15 protein-coding genes are annotated in these 15,153 nt (G+C 64.8%); 9 read left to right on the top strand and 6 right to left on the bottom strand.

All coding sequences use genetic code 11. The annotated features are described in order from the left end of the window. Window positions 1-957 (bottom strand): AMP-binding protein (locus OC446_RS04355; protein WP_262027817.1); only part of this gene is annotated, 957 nt, incomplete at its 3' end. On the opposite strand from OC446_RS04355, the gene OC446_RS04350 reads away from it, so the two are divergent. From OC446_RS04350 to OC446_RS04320, 7 genes are all read left to right on the top strand, one after another. Continuing rightward, complete coding sequence (locus tag OC446_RS04350) at window positions 940-1,161, top strand: hypothetical protein (protein ID WP_262027816.1); 222 nt, start codon at window positions 940-942, stop codon at window positions 1,159-1,161. The two genes, OC446_RS04355 and OC446_RS04350, sit on opposite strands and share 18 nt — an antisense overlap. Before the next feature lie 191 nt (window positions 1,162-1,352). Continuing rightward, complete coding sequence (locus OC446_RS04345; protein WP_262027815.1) at window positions 1,353-2,528, top strand: ABC transporter substrate-binding protein; 1,176 nt, start codon at window positions 1,353-1,355, stop codon at window positions 2,526-2,528. Window positions 2,529-2,647: 119 nt separating this feature from the next. After that, window positions 2,648-3,568, top strand: coding sequence for a branched-chain amino acid ABC transporter permease (locus OC446_RS04340; protein ID WP_262027814.1), 921 nt, complete (start codon window positions 2,648-2,650; stop codon window positions 3,566-3,568). 8 nt (window positions 3,569-3,576) lie between these two features. Next, window positions 3,577-4,608: a branched-chain amino acid ABC transporter permease gene (locus OC446_RS04335; protein ID WP_262027813.1), complete on the top strand. Its 1,032-nt coding sequence runs from the start codon at window positions 3,577-3,579 to the stop codon at window positions 4,606-4,608. Next, window positions 4,601-5,356 (top strand): ABC transporter ATP-binding protein, encoded by a 756-nt coding sequence (locus OC446_RS04330; protein ID WP_262027812.1) that lies wholly within the window; start codon window positions 4,601-4,603, stop codon window positions 5,354-5,356. Before OC446_RS04335 ends, OC446_RS04330 begins: the two co-directional genes overlap by 8 nt. Next, window positions 5,356-6,054, top strand: a complete 699-nt coding sequence (locus tag OC446_RS04325) for an ABC transporter ATP-binding protein (RefSeq protein WP_262027811.1) — start codon at window positions 5,356-5,358, stop codon at window positions 6,052-6,054. Before OC446_RS04330 ends, OC446_RS04325 begins: the two co-directional genes overlap by 1 nt. Before the next feature lie 11 nt (window positions 6,055-6,065). After that, window positions 6,066-6,887 (top strand): alpha/beta hydrolase, encoded by an 822-nt coding sequence (locus OC446_RS04320; protein WP_262027810.1) that lies wholly within the window; start codon window positions 6,066-6,068, stop codon window positions 6,885-6,887. Between the two features lie 49 nt (window positions 6,888-6,936). On the opposite strand, the gene OC446_RS04315 is transcribed toward OC446_RS04320, so the two are convergent. Both OC446_RS04315 and mfd read right to left on the bottom strand, forming a co-directional pair. Then, entirely contained in the window at window positions 6,937-7,164 is a 228-nt protein-coding gene (locus OC446_RS04315; protein ID WP_262027809.1) for a hypothetical protein, read from the bottom strand. Window positions 7,165-7,258: 94 nt separating this feature from the next. Continuing rightward, entirely contained in the window at window positions 7,259-10,591 is a 3,333-nt protein-coding gene (gene mfd / locus OC446_RS04310; RefSeq protein ID WP_262027808.1) for a transcription-repair coupling factor, read from the bottom strand. 345 nt (window positions 10,592-10,936) lie between these two features. Here mfd and OC446_RS04305 point away from each other — a divergent pair, with 345 nt between their 5' ends. Continuing rightward, the gene (locus OC446_RS04305; RefSeq protein ID WP_410054998.1) at window positions 10,937-12,127 is read left to right on the top strand and encodes a murein L,D-transpeptidase; all 1,191 of its coding nucleotides are present in this window, start codon (window positions 10,937-10,939) and stop codon (window positions 12,125-12,127) included. Here OC446_RS04305 and OC446_RS04300 read toward each other — a convergent pair. Both OC446_RS04300 and OC446_RS04295 read right to left on the bottom strand, forming a co-directional pair. Further along, window positions 12,124-12,498, bottom strand: coding sequence for a hypothetical protein (locus tag OC446_RS04300; RefSeq protein ID WP_262027806.1), 375 nt, complete (start codon window positions 12,496-12,498; stop codon window positions 12,124-12,126). The two genes, OC446_RS04305 and OC446_RS04300, sit on opposite strands and share 4 nt — an antisense overlap. 79 nt (window positions 12,499-12,577) lie before the next feature. Then, a complete protein-coding gene (locus tag OC446_RS04295; protein ID WP_262027805.1) occupies window positions 12,578-12,778 on the bottom strand; it encodes a hypothetical protein in 201 nt (66 codons plus the stop codon). Window positions 12,779-13,143: 365 nt separating this feature from the next. On the opposite strand from OC446_RS04295, the gene OC446_RS04290 reads away from it, so the two are divergent. After that, window positions 13,144-14,574 carry a protein adenylyltransferase SelO gene (locus OC446_RS04290; RefSeq protein WP_262027804.1) on the top strand — a complete coding sequence of 477 codons (1,431 nt, stop codon included), beginning with the start codon at window positions 13,144-13,146 and terminating at the stop codon, window positions 14,572-14,574. An 8-nt stretch (window positions 14,575-14,582) separates the two neighbouring features. On the opposite strand, the gene OC446_RS04285 is transcribed toward OC446_RS04290, so the two are convergent. Then, window positions 14,583-15,152, bottom strand: a complete 570-nt coding sequence (locus OC446_RS04285; RefSeq protein ID WP_262027803.1) for a HupE/UreJ family protein — start codon at window positions 15,150-15,152, stop codon at window positions 14,583-14,585. Window position 15,153: the final 1 nt, after the last annotated feature.

Genomic DNA, 15,153 nt, shown 5'->3' with positions numbered 1-15,153 from the left:
CGGCTCGCCGGCCGAGACGCATTTGCGCAGGGACGAGATGTCATAGCCTTCGAGCTTCGACAGCATCGCCCGGTAGGCGGTGGGCGCCGTGAAGCAGATGGTCGCCCTGTACTGCATGATGGCGGGCAAGAGATCGTCGGGCCCGGCCTTCTCCAGTAGCACGGTCGAAGCGCCGACGCGCATGGGGAATAGCACAATTCCGCCGAGACCGAACGTGAAAGCGAGCGGCGGCGAACCGATGAAGCGGTCGCTCGGCTCGGGCCGCAGCACGTTCCGCCCATAGCCGTCGCAGATCGCCAGCATGTCCCGGTGGAAATGCATGGTGCCCTTGGGCTCGCCGGTCGTGCCGGAGGTGAAGCCGATCAGGCAGACATCGTCGGCCGCCGTATCGACGGCAGCAAATTCCGGCGACGCCTCGGCGATCAGCGCCTCGAGGCTGTCGGGCTTGCCCGATCCCCAATAGACCACATGCTGCAGCCCGACCGCCATCGCCCTCGCCCTCTCCATCTCGTCCGCGAGACGGTGGTCGCACAGCGCGACGGTGATCTGCGCCTTGTTCAACGGATAGGCGATCTCCTTGGCGCGCAGCAGCGGCATGGTGGCAACGACGACGCCGCCGGCCTTGAGGACCGCCAGATAGGCGGCCACCATCATGGGATTGTTGGCCGAGCGCAGCAGGACGCGGTTGCCCGGCACGAAGCCGAGCTTGTGGACCAGCACGTTGCAGATGCGGTTCACCCGCTCCTGGAGGGCGCGATAAGTCAGCGTCTCCGTAGGGCTGATGATGCAGGGCTCTTCGCCCCTCCCCTCGTCGACCCAGCGGTCGAGGAAGGCCACGGCGCAGTTGAGCCGGTCGGGATACTGAAGCTCGGGACGGGTGAACTTGAATGTCGGCCATTGGTCCCGAGGCGGAAGATTGTCCCTCGCAAAGGTATCCACATGCGCCGTGTCCGCCATCGTCCGCTCCTCTGTTTTATTGTGCGTCAGGAGAACGGAGCGCTGTCGCCTTGGCCGGTTCGGGAGCAGGTCATCGGAGGCCGCGCCATGGCGAACCCCGTATCGCTGCCCGTCGCCGCCCATCACGCGCTCGTCATTTCGCCTGCCTTCCTCTGCGAAACAATCCGCTTGAAGAACCGGAAAAATATTTTAATCTTAAAATAATCCTTGGCAATCCCAAAGATTGGGCAAAGACTGGGGATGCCGGTGACAAAGCTCCGACAAAGGGAGTGTTCGGCCGAAAGGTTTTACGGCAGAGTATCGCCGACTTGTCCGTCGAGGCGTCGCACGTCCCGCCGGAAACAATCATGCAGCACAGCCAATGTGCGCAGGGAACAGCCACTCGGGAGACTATGATGAAGGTGACGATCAAAACCCTTGGCCTTGCAGCGGCCGTCGGCCTGGCCGCGGCTCCGGCCATGGCGCAGGAGAAGCTGAAGGTCGGGCTGCTGCTGACCCTCTCCGGCCCGTCGGCCGTGCTCGGCCAGCATGCCCGCGACGGCTTCCAGCTCGCCGTGAAGGATCTCGGTGGCAAGCTCGGCGGACGGGATGTGGAAGTCATCGTCGTCGACGACGAGCTGAAGCCCGACGTGGCGGTGACGAAGGTGAAGGGCCTGCTCGAGCGCGACAAGGTCGATTTCGTCGTCGGCCCGATCTTCTCCAACGTGGCGGTCGCCACGCAGAAGCCCATCGTCGACGCCAAGACCTTCTACATCAGCGTGAATGCCGGCCCGTCGAACCTCGCGGGCAAGAGCTGCAGCCCCTATTTCTTCGCCACCTCCTACCAGAACGACCAGAACCACGAGGTTCTCGGCAAGGTCGCGCAGGACCGCGGCTACAAGAAGGTCTATCTGCTGGCGCCGAACTACCAGGCCGGCAAGGACGCGCTCGCCGGGTTCAAGCGCCACTACAAGGGTGAGATCGTCGAGGAATCCTACATCCCGCTCAACACGCTCGACTTCCAGTCCGAGCTGGCGAAGATCGCCTCCATGCAGCCGGATGCGATCTTCACCTTCATGCCGGGCGGCATGGGCGTGAACCTCGTCAAGCAGTACCGCGCCGCCGGCCTTGCCGACCGCATTCCGTTCCTCTCCGCCTTCACAGTCGACGAGACGAACTTGCCCGCGCAGCAGGATGCCGCCATCGGTATGCTCAGCGGCTCGAACTGGGCTCCGAACATGGACAATCCGGCGAACAAGAAGTTCGTCGCGGCCTACGAGGCGGCCTATAACACCGTGCCCGCCTCCTATGCCATGCATTCCTACGACGCGGCCCTGCTGATCGACTCGGCGCTCAAGGCGACCGGCGGCAAGACCGACGACAAGGAAGCCCTGCGCGCCGCCATCAAGAAAGCGGACTTCAAGTCGCTCCGCGGCGACTTCAAGTTCGGCGCCAACGGCTTCCCGATCCAGGACTTCTACCTCGTGAAGGCGGCCAAGCGCGCCGACGGCAAGCTGGAGACGGAGATCGTCGAGAAGGTGTTCGACGATTACGCCGACGCCTATGCCAAGGAATGCACCGCCACGAACTAAGGCGCTCCGCATAGGGATCGATCTGCCAGACCAGGCAGATCGATCCTTTTTCTTGACGCCATCATCATGGTGCTTTCACACGAGGGCGCCCGAGCAGGCCTGCTGCCAGTGACGTGCCGATGAACGCAACACTCCTCTTCGTCCAGGCTCTGAACGGCCTTCAGTTCGGCCTCATCCTTTTTCTCATCGCCGCCGGGCTCACGCTGGTGTTCGGGGTGATGGACTTCATCAATCTCGCCCACGGCGTGCAGTATATGGTCGGCGCCTATCTAGTGGCAGCGTTCAGCGCCTGGACGGGCAGCTTCGGTTGGGCGCTTCTGCTCGCCCTGCCCTCCGCGCTGGCCTTCGGCCTCCTGCTCGAAGTGCTGGTCTTCCGGCATCTCTACGACCGCGATCACCTGGACCAGGTGCTCGCCACGTTCGGCGTAATCCTGTTCCTGAACCAGGGCGTCAAGTTCGTCTGGGGCGCGGCTCCCCTCAGCGTTCCCGTCCCCGACCTCCTGTCGGGTTCCGTGGAGATCGCAAGCGGTCTCCTCTATCCCGTCTATCGCCTCGCGATCATCGCGGCGGGGCTCGTGGTCGCCGCCCTGCTCTATGTGCTCGTCAACCACACGCGCGTCGGCATGCTGGTCCGCGCCGGCGCCAGCAACGCCGCCATGGTGTCGGCACTCGGCGTCAACATCCAGAGACTGTTCATGATCGTGTTCGGCTTCGGCGCCATGCTGGCGGGCTTCGCGGGCGCGATGGTGGCGCCGATCCTGTCCGTCGAGCCGGGCATGGGCGACAACATTCTGATCCTCGCCTTCGTGGTGATCGTGATCGGCGGCATCGGATCGATCCGCGGAGCGTTCCTCGCCGCCCTCCTGATCGGCCTCGTGGACACGGTTGGGCGCAGCTTCGCGCCGAACCTGCTGCGCCTCGTTCTCGACCCTGCCGCCGCGAGCCAGACCGGCCGCGCCATCGCCCCGATGCTGATCTACATCTTCATGGCCGCCGTGCTGTTCTTCCGCCCCTCCGGCCTGTTCCCCGTGAAGCGCTAGGGTGCGACATGACCGAAATCGCTGAAACGCCCTCCGCCCCCATGCCATCGCTCTCCACACGGTTCGAGATCGTCCCCATCGTTCTCTTCGCGGCCTTCGCGGCGGCTCCGCTCCTCGCGGCCTATTCGGGTGCCGAGGGCTATGTCCTGTCCCTGCTGACGCGGGTGATGATCTTCGGCATCGCCGCCATGGCGCTCGATCTCATCCTCGGCTACGGGGCGCTCGTGAGCTTCGGTCACGCGGCCTTCCTGGGACTCGGGGGCTATGCGGTCGGCATCCTGGCGAGCCACGGCATCGAGGACGCCCTCGTGCAGATTCCCGTGGCGCTCGCCGCCTCGGCGCTCTTCGCACTGGTCACGGGGGCGATCTCGCTGCGGACCAAGGGTGTCTACTTCATCATGATCACCCTGGCCTTCGGGCAGATGCTGTACTTCCTCGCCACGTCGCTCGCGGCCTATGGCGGCGACGACGGCATGACCCTGTCGTCGCGCAGCCTCCTGGCCGGAACCGGCGTCCTGAAGAACGACTTCACCTTCTACTGGGTCTGCCTTCTCTGCCTTCTCGGGGCCTATGCGTTCTCGCGCTCCGTCGTCGCCTCCCGGTTCGGGCGCGTGCTGCGCGGCACGCGGGAGAACTCCATCCGCATGGAGGCGATCGGCTTCCAGCCCTTCCGGTTTCAGCTCGCCGCCTATGTGCTCAGCGGCATGCTGGCGGGGCTCGCCGGTTGCCTGCTGGCGAACCAGGCGGAATTCGTCAGCCCGGCCTTCATGACATGGCAGCGCTCCGGCGAGCTGATCTTCATGGTCGTGCTCGGCGGGCTCGGCTCCCTGCATGGCGCCGTCATCGGCGCTGCCGCCTTCCTGCTGCTGGAGGAGTTCCTGCCGGAGATCCTGCATTCCTTGAGCTTCTTCCTGAGCGAGGAAGCCCGGTCCCACCTCGCCGAGAACTGGAAGATGGTGTTCGGTCCCCTTCTCATCCTGATCGTCCTTTTCGTCAGAGGCGGCATCATGGGCCTGCTGCGGAGGCCGCACCATGGCTGAGCCGCTTCTCGAACTGCGCAACCTGCGCAAGGCCTATGGCGCCCTCGTCGTCACCGACGACGTCAGCCTGTCCGTGCGACCGGGCGAGCTGCACGCCATCATCGGCCCCAACGGGGCGGGCAAGACGACGCTGATCCACCAGATCTCCGGCACCCTGGCGTCGAATTCCGGATCCGTCCTGTTCGGCGGCGAGGACGTGACGCAGCTCTCGATGCCGCAGCGGGTCCGACGCGGCTTGGCACGCTCGTTCCAGATCACCTCGATCCTCCCGGGCTTCTCCGCCCTGGAGAACGTGGCGCTCGCCGTCCAGGCGCGCTCGGGATCGAGCTTCCGCCTCTTCGGCCAGGCCTCGCAGGAGAAAGCCCTGAACGAGCCCGCCATGGAATGCCTCGCGCAGGTCAACCTCGCGGCGCGCGCGCATGTCCCGGCGGGCCTGTTGTCCCATGGCGAGAAGCGCCAGCTCGAACTCGCCATCGGACTTGCGACAGCGCCCAGGCTGCTGCTGCTCGACGAACCGCTGGCAGGCACCGGCCATGAGGAATCCCAGCGCGTCGTCGAGACCCTGCGGCGCCTCAAGGAGCGCCTCACCATCGTGCTGATCGAGCACGACATGGATGCGGTGTTCTCCCTCGCCGACCGCGTCTCCGTGCTCGTCTACGGGCGCGTGATCGCCACCGACACGCCTGCACGCATCCGGGAGAACCCCGAGGTCCGCGCCGCCTATCTCGGCGAAGAGGAGATGGTCTGATGCTCTCCGTCCGACAGCTCCAGGCATCCTACGGCGCCGCGCAGGTGCTCTTCGACGTCTCGCTCGAGGTCAATGCCGGCGAGGTGGTGACGCTTATCGGCCGCAACGGCATGGGCAAGACGACCACCATCCGGTCCATCATGGGCCTGCTGCGCCCACGCGGCGGCGAGGTGCGCTTCGACGGCGCGGCCGTCACGGGGCTTGCGCCCTATCGCATCGCGAAGACCGGGATCGGCCTCGTGCCAGAAGGCCGGCAGATCTTCCCGACGCTCACCGTGGAGGAGAACCTCGTCGCCACAGCGTCGAACCGGACCGGCTCCGGCCGCTGGACGCTCGATGCGGTCTACGACCTGTTCCCGCGCCTCAAGGAGCGCCGCAGCAACCTGGGCACGCAGCTCTCCGGCGGCGAGCAGCAGATGCTGGCCGTCGGCCGGGCGCTCATGACCAATCCAAAGCTGCTCATCCTCGACGAGGCCACGGAAGGGCTGGCGCCGCTGATCCGCGCGGAGATCTGGACCTGCCTCAAGCGCCTCAAGGGCGAGCGCCAGTCGATTCTCGTGATCGACAAGAACATCGGCGCGCTGGCGAGCTTCGCCGACCGGCACGTGATCATCGAGAAGGGGCGCTCGGTCTGGACGGGAACGAGCGATGAGCTCATGAGCGACACGAGCCTCAAGGACCGCTACCTCCACGTTTAAGGACAACCGCGATGGGCGCAGAAGACCTCGACCTGGAGGCCGAGTACAACAACCGGGCGCGCGTACCCGACCACCCGGTCCATATCGCAGGCTGGCAGCGGGATTCCGCCGCCTATCGCGCCAGCGCGAACTGCAAACTGGATCTCGCCTACGGCCGGGGCGAACGAAATCGGCTCGATCTTTTCTACCCGCAGGACGGCGATGCCGACGGCCCGGTGATGCTGTTCATCCACGGCGGCTATTGGCAGTCACTCGACAAGTCCACGTCGAGCCATCTGGCGCGTGGCGCCAACGAGCGCGGGCTGACGGTGGCGATCCCGAGCTATACGCTCGCGCCCGCCGCCACGCTGGCTGACATCGTGTCCGAGATCGAGGCCGCGGCCAATTTCGTCATCGAGCGCCTGGGCCGCCCCCTCGTCGTGAGCGGCCATTCGGCCGGCGGGCATCTGACCGCGTGCCTCATGGCCCGGCCCGATGCCCTGCGAAGGCCTGTCCGCGCCGCCATGCCGATCTCCGGCCTGTTCGACCTGCCGCCGCTGGTCCCGACCTCGATCAACAAGGCTCTCGGCCTCACCGTCGAGGAGGCGCACGCCCTGAGCCCTCTGGAGTGGGCTCCTCCCGGGAGCGGACGCCTCATCGCCGTCGTGGGCGGGGCGGAGAGCAGCGAGTTCCTGCGCCAGTCCCGCGCCATCGTCGAGCGATGGGGACAGGGCGGCGTCGCGACCCGCTACCACGAGGTACCGGGAGCGCATCACTTCGACGTCATCGCCGGTCTGGCGCATCCGAGCGATCCGCTCGTGGATATGCTCGTGGAGCTGTCGGCGGAAGCCTGAAATCTATCGGCTTGAATCAGGAGCCCGCGCCTCCGCATGGGCGGAGAGGTCAGCTGTCCCTTGTCAGCTGCTCGACGACGCCCTGGCTCATGTAGGGATGGCCAGCCTCGTTGAGCGCCCGGTCCAAGGCTTCGATGGCGACGAGGATCTTCGTAAGCTCCTCGGCCAGATCAACGGAAGGCAGCGGAGCCTCGGAAATCTGCCGCGTCATCTCCCTGCGCCGTTTCACGAGGCTTTCGCGTGCGGCGTTCAGCTCCTGGATTTCCTCGGACGTCATAGGCTCCTCACGATCAACATTGTCATCAGTGTCAAGTTCTGTAGGCCAAATCAGTTCACGGCACACGGGCGATAGCGGCTGGTCCAAGCCCGGCTCATCGCGACAGCGTATCCAGCAGCGCGATGACTGCCTCATGACGTTCATCGGCCTGCTCGCTCGAGGTCGCGCAGACCAGGCGCTCCTTGTTCCAATGCAGCGCTCCCTGCGAGGCGTCGATCTTCGCCTGCAGAGAGAGCGTCTCCGCCGAGCCGGGCCGGAAAGTCAGGGCGATGGCCTGCGGCCCTGCATCGATGCGGGCGATCCCTAAGTGCCGGCACAGCTGGCGCAGATGCGCAAGCTTCAAAAGGTTCTGCACCGACTCGGGAATGGCGCCGAAGCGATCCTCGATCTCCGCTTCCAGTTCATCGATACTCTCGGACGGTTCGAACCGGGCGATGCGGGCATGGAGATTGATCCGCATCTCGGGCTCGTTCACGTAAGCGTCCGGAATGGCGCCGGACAGGCCGATATTGAGTTCGGGCGTCCAGTTGTCGTCAAGGCTCTCGCCGCGCAGGGCACGCGCGAGCATATGCTGGTAAAGGTCGGTTCCAATCAGCTTGACGTGGCCGGCCTGCTCCTCGCCGAGCAGCGCTCCCGCCCCACGCTGATCGAGATCCTGGGCGCTGATCGCGAAACCCGCTCCCAGCCTGTCGAGGGCCGTCAGAGTCCGCAAGCGCTTTTCCGTCGCTTTCGGAAGATCCTGACCCGGCTCCGTCAGCAAATAGGCCGTTCCCCGCACGCGTCCTCGTCCGACGCGCCCACGGAGCTGATGCAACTGCGCCATGCCGAAGCGATCCGCGCGCCACACCAGCATGGTGTTGGCGCGGGGAACGTCGAGCCCGCTCTCGATGATGTTGGTGGCGAGAAGCACGTCGCCTTCGCCGTCGGCGAAGCGCACCATCACATCATCCGTCTCGGCGGGCGGCATCTGCCCGTGAGCTACCATGAGGTCCAGCTCCGGGACGAGCTTTGCCAGTCGCTCGCGCATCGGCTCGATATCCTCGACCCGGGAGCAGACGACGAAGCTCTGGCCCCGCCGACGCCGCTCGCGCATGAGCGCATCGCGCACGCTGGCAGGATCGAAAGGCGTCAGGAACGTGCGGATCGGCTGGCGGCGCGCCGGCGGCGTCGCGATGATGCTCAGCTCCTGCAATCCGACCAGCGCGGATTGCATGGTCCGGGGAATGGGCGTCGCGGTCAGCGTCAGCACATGAGCTTGCGCCGATAATTCTCTGAGCTTGTTCTTGTGCGCCGTGCCGAACCGCTGCTCCTCGTCGATGACGACGAGCCCGAGATCCTTGAACGCCACGCCTTTCGCGGCGAGCGCATGGGTCCCGATGACGATGCGGATCGATCCATCGGCCAATCCCTTCTTCACCGCCCGCGCGTCGGCCGGCGACACGAGACGGGAGAGATGCGCGATCTCGATACCCAGACCTGCGAAACGCCTCTCGAAACTCCGCACGTGCTGGCGCGCCAGGACGGTCGTCGGAGCGACGACGGCCACCTGCTTACCCGACAGCGCAACTGCGGCGGCGGCACGCAGAGCGATTTCCGTCTTGCCGAACCCGACATCGCCGCAGATCAAGCGGTCCATCGCTCGGCCCGACGAAAGATCTTCGAGAACCGCCTCGATGGCGTTGATCTGGTCGGCGGTCTCGGAGAACGGAAAGCGGGCAACGAAGCGCTCGTAGTCGCGGCTTGGCGGGACGAGAGACTCCAGCTTTCTTGCCTTGCGATCATCGACGAGGCCGATCAGGTGCTTGGCGGTTTCCGCGATCTCGGTTTCGATCTTCTCGCGGCGCACCCGCCATGCATCGCCTTTCAGCCTGTCCAGCGAAAGAGCGTCCGACATCGCTCCATAGCGCCACACACGGTCCATCTCCGTTGCCGGAACCAGGAGCGTCGTATCGGCCGCGTAACCGAGCCTGACCGCTTCACCCTCGCCCGCATCACCGGCCGTGATTGTCTCGATGCCCTGGAGCACGCCGATCCCGTGATCGATGTGAACGACGGCGTCGCCGATCTGGAATCCCGTGTCCGTGAAGCTCGTCGCGGCGGCACTGACATCAGTTTCGACGCTGGTGCGAACGCGGCTCCCCAGAACGTCGAAGGCGGTGATCAGCGCGATGCCGTCGCGCTCATCGACGAATCCCCGCTTGATGTCGGCCTGCAGAGCGAACCAGCCTTTGGACGGGCCATCCACAACGCCATCCCAGTCATCCACTTCATCGGGCCATCCGACGGATTGAACCCTTCGCCGTAGCCGGCCCAGGTCCGAGCGGACCGCCGCAACGACGACGATCTTTCGTCCCGCATCCGATTGGGCGCGCAGGAAATCCAAAAGCGCCTTGGAAGGTCTGGACGAGATCGCGAAATTCGGCACCGCATTCCGCGAGGATTCATCAGGCGGGATCGCATGGATGTAGATCGTGCGGCGCTTCGACATGGCGTCCGCCCATTCGTCGTCCTGAATGAAGAGCCGCTCGGGCGCGGCAGTGGAAGCCGCAGGCCTGCCCTGCGCACGCAAGTTCATCCGGTTGTCATAGGCATCAACGGCCTGCTCCATCACGAGCTGCCGCCTCTCCTCGAATTTGGCATCCAGGACGATGGTCGCATCCGGCCAGTAATCGAAGATAGTCTCCAGGTGCGGATAGAATTCCGGCAGCCGATGCTCCATGCCGTCGCTGCGCTCGACCGGCGCCTCGCCATCGCCTGTCTCCTGCAGGACGACCTCCGAAGCCGGGCCGATCACGAGATGATCGACTTCTGCTTCCGTCAATTGTGAGATCGGGTCGTAGGAGCGAATGGCCGCGATGGTCTCTCCATCGTGCTCGGCCCGATAGGGCAACGGGCTGTCGGCCGGAAAGAGATCGATCACCTGACCACGGATCGCCACCTCGCCCGGCTCATCCACCCGCTCATCCAGGATGTACCCCGCTCGATGCAGATATTCTTTCAGGGCATCGGCGGAGAACCCCTCGCCCGCGCGAAGAGAGAAGGACGTCGTCTTCACCATGTCGCGCGGCGGCACCCGTTGGACGATCGCGGCAGCGCTCGTGATCAGGACGCGCGGAGCCGTGCCAGGTTCGCTCATCCGCCGCAGGACCGACATGCGACGCCCCATGGCGTCCCGTGAGGGCGAAGCGCTGTCATAGGGGAGACAATCCCACGGTGGCAGCAGACAGATGTCGAGACCGGGCGCCAAGCCGCGCATCGCTTGCGCCATCTGCTCGGCCCAGCGCTCTCCCCCTGCGACATAAACGACACCTGATGGCCCAGCCTGCTTCACATGCTCGAGTAATCGGACGGCATGGAGCCCCACGGACGACGGCAAAGGCAGATCGATCCGCCTGATATCCTGAGGGGGAAGAGACTTGGCACGCATGGAACACTCGTGGGACGGGATTGGCGACCGAGGACAACGTCCTTGCTCTGTCGCAGTTGCAGGCTCTCGCGGTCACCCTCCCGTTACAGGATTTTGTAAACCAAGATCACCCATAGTCGCCGCATGACCTATGGGAATACACGTCGTCTCTGCTTTGGGCTTGCCCTGCTCCTGAGCTCCACCGTCTGGAGCCCTCCAGGCGCCTTCGCGGCTGCCGGGAATCTGTCTTCGGACACCCCGGCGCGGACTTTGCCAAGCGAGTCGGTGCCCCCCGCCGGGGGTGTCATTCCGCCGCCCAAGGTAAGCGCGCCGGCGCCAGCGAAGCCGCCCGAGAAAGCGGCGCCCATGCCTGTGGCGACGATCTCGCAGGATTCCCGCCCGACCCTGGACGCCAGCACCTTCATCAATACGATGCGGGCCGCCTGGACCTATAAGCGAATCGCCGAGGCGGGAGGATGGCCCAGCCTCCCGACGGGCACGGTTCTGAAGACCGGCGACAAGGGCGCGCTCGTCGCGACCCTTCGGCGCCGCCTCGCCCTGGAGGGCGACCTCCCGGACAATGCCACGACGAACACGGTTTTCGACGCGGAGCTCATCAGCGCGGTCAAGCGGTTCCAGGCCCGGCACGGCCTGCCGGAATCCGGCGCGGTGCGGGCGCGAACCCTGGAGGCATTGAACGTCCCGGCTCTCGCGCGCCATCGACAGCTCACGGCTTCCGCCCAGAGGCTGGCAGGCTCCACCTTCGCCTTCGGCGACCGTTACGTGGTGGTGAACATTCCCTCGGCCGCCGTCGAAGCGGTGGAGCGCGGACAGGTAGCGCGCCGCTTCGTCGCCATCGCGGGCAAGGTGGATCGCCCCTCGCCCACCGTCGAAACCCGTGTTACCGCCGTCAACATCAACCCCACATGGACGGTGCCGGTCTCCCTGATCAAGAAGGATATCATTCCCCATGTGCGGAAGGATCCCGCCTATCTGGAGAAGATGAAGATCCGCATTCTTGACGCGAAGGGCCAGGAGGTCGATCCCAAGACCCTCGACTGGTCGACCGAGAAGGCGGTGAACTATACCCTGCGTCAGGACCCCGGCGCGATCAACTCGCTTGGGCAGATCCGCATCGACATGCCCAACAAGCATGCCGTCTACATGCACGATACGCCCAAGAAGCAGCTTTTCGCGCAGGATGCCCGCTTCCACTCCTCGGGCTGCGTGCGTGTCGCCGATGTCGCCGACTTCGCCGAATGGCTCCTGCGCGGCACCAACGGCCAGGCGGGCGCATGGACACGCGACGGGATCGCCACGGCCATCGCCGGCGCGACCCGTCAGGACATCCGCCTCGACAAGCCCGTCCCGGTCGCCTGGGTCTATCTCACCGGCTATGCCACGGCGGACGGCGCGGTGCATTTCCGCGACGATGTCTACGGTCTCGATACCCCGAAGAGCGATCCTCTGCCGGAGCCTAAGGTTATCGACGTGCCCGCGACGGCATCGATCAAGCCCAAGCCCCTGGCGGACGGCGCAAAGATGACGACGCGCTAAAGGCTCTTTCTGCGCAGCAGGCGTCCCGACGACGGCACATCGGTGCGAGCCCTGTGCCATTCGAAGGCGGCATCCTGGAACAGGTCGATCGCGGCGACGGCTTGGGCCCGCACAGCTGCAATCAAAGCCGGGTCGCGCTGCGCGAAACGATCCGCCGCATTAGCCAGCTGCCGGCACCGCTCCTCGACCAGGCGCCGCGCCTCCCGCAAGCGGGGGTTCGGCTCCTCGGACCGGATCATTCCATCGCAGAAGCTGAGCACGTCCCGGGTGAGGTTCTCGCCCGAGTAGAGACCGGAATAATGATCGATCATGCCGCGGACATAACCAAGAGAATGGCGGATCTCTTGCCGCAAAAGCACCTCGCTGCTCATCACACCTTCCCGCAATAGGACTTATGTCACCGCCTCACCGGCAGTGCTGTTGTATGAACTGGAGAGTTCTAAAAAGGCGTTAGCCGGGCTCTGCCGTCTTGGGAGTGGCCGGAACCCTGGGCGGAAGCGGAAGAGGCGTCTCGTTGTTCTGTGTCACCGTAAGGCGCGACGACCAGATTCTCTCAAGGACGGGACCGGCAATGATCCCGGCTACGAACGCAAAGGCCACGACGATCAGACCGATCCGGCCGCAAAGGCTCAGCATATCTTTGAATGCCATAAACCTTCCTCCCGTCTTCCTTAACGAGAGAATCCTAGGGGAGCTTTTCGCCGTAGCCAATAGACGAAAGCATAAATTGCCGCACCGCCAGCGCGACTGTGCTTGAACAACGGACGGCAACTTAAGGAAATGGAAAGCGTTTTCTGAATCAGGTGCCGCGTAATATTTTAGTTGGCTTCAAGTGCATGATCTTCTTCATGCCATATCGTAACATGGTCGAGCGCTCTATTTGAGTTGCAACGTTTCATGGCCAGGCAGACAAGGCTTTGATCAGGCCTCGGACTTGGCTGCGGCTTGATCCATCGCGACAATTCTGAACATTTCGGACGCCTTGGAATTGAACCCGAGTTCATCGGATCTCACACATGCCCGCCTCTGCCGCCTATCGCGCCTCGACACGCCACCGGGACCTCGGTTCCGATTTCTACGACCTCGTCCGGCCGGCGGAGTTTCCGCAGCATATCCTGCGCTACCGCAACCAGCGCTGGGCCGAGCGCATGGGGCTCGGGTCTCTCAGCTATGAAGAATGGATCGATCATTTCGGACGGTTCACGCCGCTCCCGGGTGGTTTCGAGCAACCCCTCGCCCTGCGCTACCACGGGCACCAGTTCAGAACCTATAATCCGCACCTGGGGGACGGCCGCGGTTTTCTATTCGCGCAACTTCACGATGCGCAGGACGGCAGGCTTCTCGATCTCGGCACGAAAGGCAGCGGGCAGACGCCCTGGTCACGCCATGCGGATGGCCGCCTCACCCTGAAGGGCGGCGTGCGGGAAATCCTCGCGACGGAGATGCTCGAAGCGCTCGGCGTCGAGACGTCCAAGTCGTTCAGCGTGATCGAGACCGGCGAGGAGCTCGAGCGCGGCGACGAGCCCTCGCCCACGCGCTCCTCGGTGCTGGTGCGTCTCAGCCATTCGCACATCCGCATCGGAACATTCCAGCGCCTGCGCTACCTCGACGAGACCGACAATCTCCGCACGCTCCTCGACTACACGATCCGCACCTACATGCCGCAGACTTGGCGCGACGATGAGCCAGGCCGGGCCGTTGCATTTCTGGAAGAGGTGTGCCGACGCGTGGCCCGTATGGGCGCGCAATGGATGGCGGCGGGCTTCGTGCATGGTGTGCTCAACACCGATAACGTCAACGTCACGGGCGAGAGCTTCGATTACGGTCCCTGGCGCTTCCTGTCTGTCTACGAGCCCAGCTTCACGGCCGCCTATTTCGACGAGACGGGCCTCTACGCCTTCGGTCGGCAGCCCGACACGCTCCTGTGGAATCTCTATCGCCTTGCGGAGTGCCTGATGCCCCTGGCGCCGCAGGCCGAGCTCGAGCAAGCCCTCGCCACTTTCGAGCCTGCGCTGCATCGGGAGTTCCCGAGCGCCATCCTGCGTCGCCTGGGCCTGCAATCGAAAAGCTTCGAGCAGGACGGCGCTCTCGCCAAGGCGCTATGGACATTCCTGCACGAGAGCAAAGCGCCGTTCGAGCAGACGTTCTTCGATTGGTATGGTGGGCTTCTAAGCACGCATCGTGCGGAGAAAAGCCCCTCCGCGCCATTCTACGCGCAACAATCCTTCGGGCCTGTGCGCGCGGCTCTCGCGAACTTCGAGCCGACACCTCAGGCGCGACGCGATCATCCCTACTTCACACGCTCTGGACCCTGCACCATGCTGATCGACGAGGTCGAGGCGCTCTGGGCTCCGATCGCGGCCGAGGACGACTGGTCGGCGTTCACATCGAAGCTCGCCGAGATCCGCGGCATGGCCGAAGCCTATGGCGCGGATCCCGCCGGGTAGACGATGCCTCAGCCGAGCGCGATGACGATGCCCGTGACCGTCACCGCCGCTCCGGCAAGGCGCAGGATGCCGGCGCGGCCGAGGGTGAGCCGCCCGGCGGCGATCCCTGCGCCATGCAGGAGAGCGGTCGCGAGGGCGAAACCAAAGCTATAGAGCACGGCATCGGCCCCGGCCGGAAGCTCCGCGCCGTGAGCATAACCGTGGAACACCGCGAAGACGCCTACGAGCGCAGAGGCTGCCTGAATTGGCCATTGCCGCCCCCATGTCACGATGGCGCCCAGGACCACGATCGACAATGCGATCCCGAACTCGACAGCAGGAACCGTGACGCCGGTCATTCCCAGCGCACCGCCCACCAGCATCATCCCGACGAAGCTCATGGGAAGCGCCCACAGGGCGCGTCCTCCGAGCACGGCCGCGAAGAGGCCGACACTCACCATGGCGAGCACGTGATCGAGGCCACCCATCGGGTGCGCCATTCCGGCAAGGAGGCCGAAAGCGGTATCGTGTCCTGTATGGGCCAGGGCTGGCGTGGCCGCCACCAGCAGCAGCGTGGTCGCAATGGAACGTGTGAACATG

This window comes from Microvirga sp. Mcv34 (assembly GCF_024519725.1).
Classification (GTDB): Bacteria; Pseudomonadota; Alphaproteobacteria; order Rhizobiales; family Beijerinckiaceae; genus Microvirga.
The sequence above is the reverse complement of the archived record's forward strand: the minus strand, read 5'-3'. Positions and strand labels throughout refer to the sequence as shown.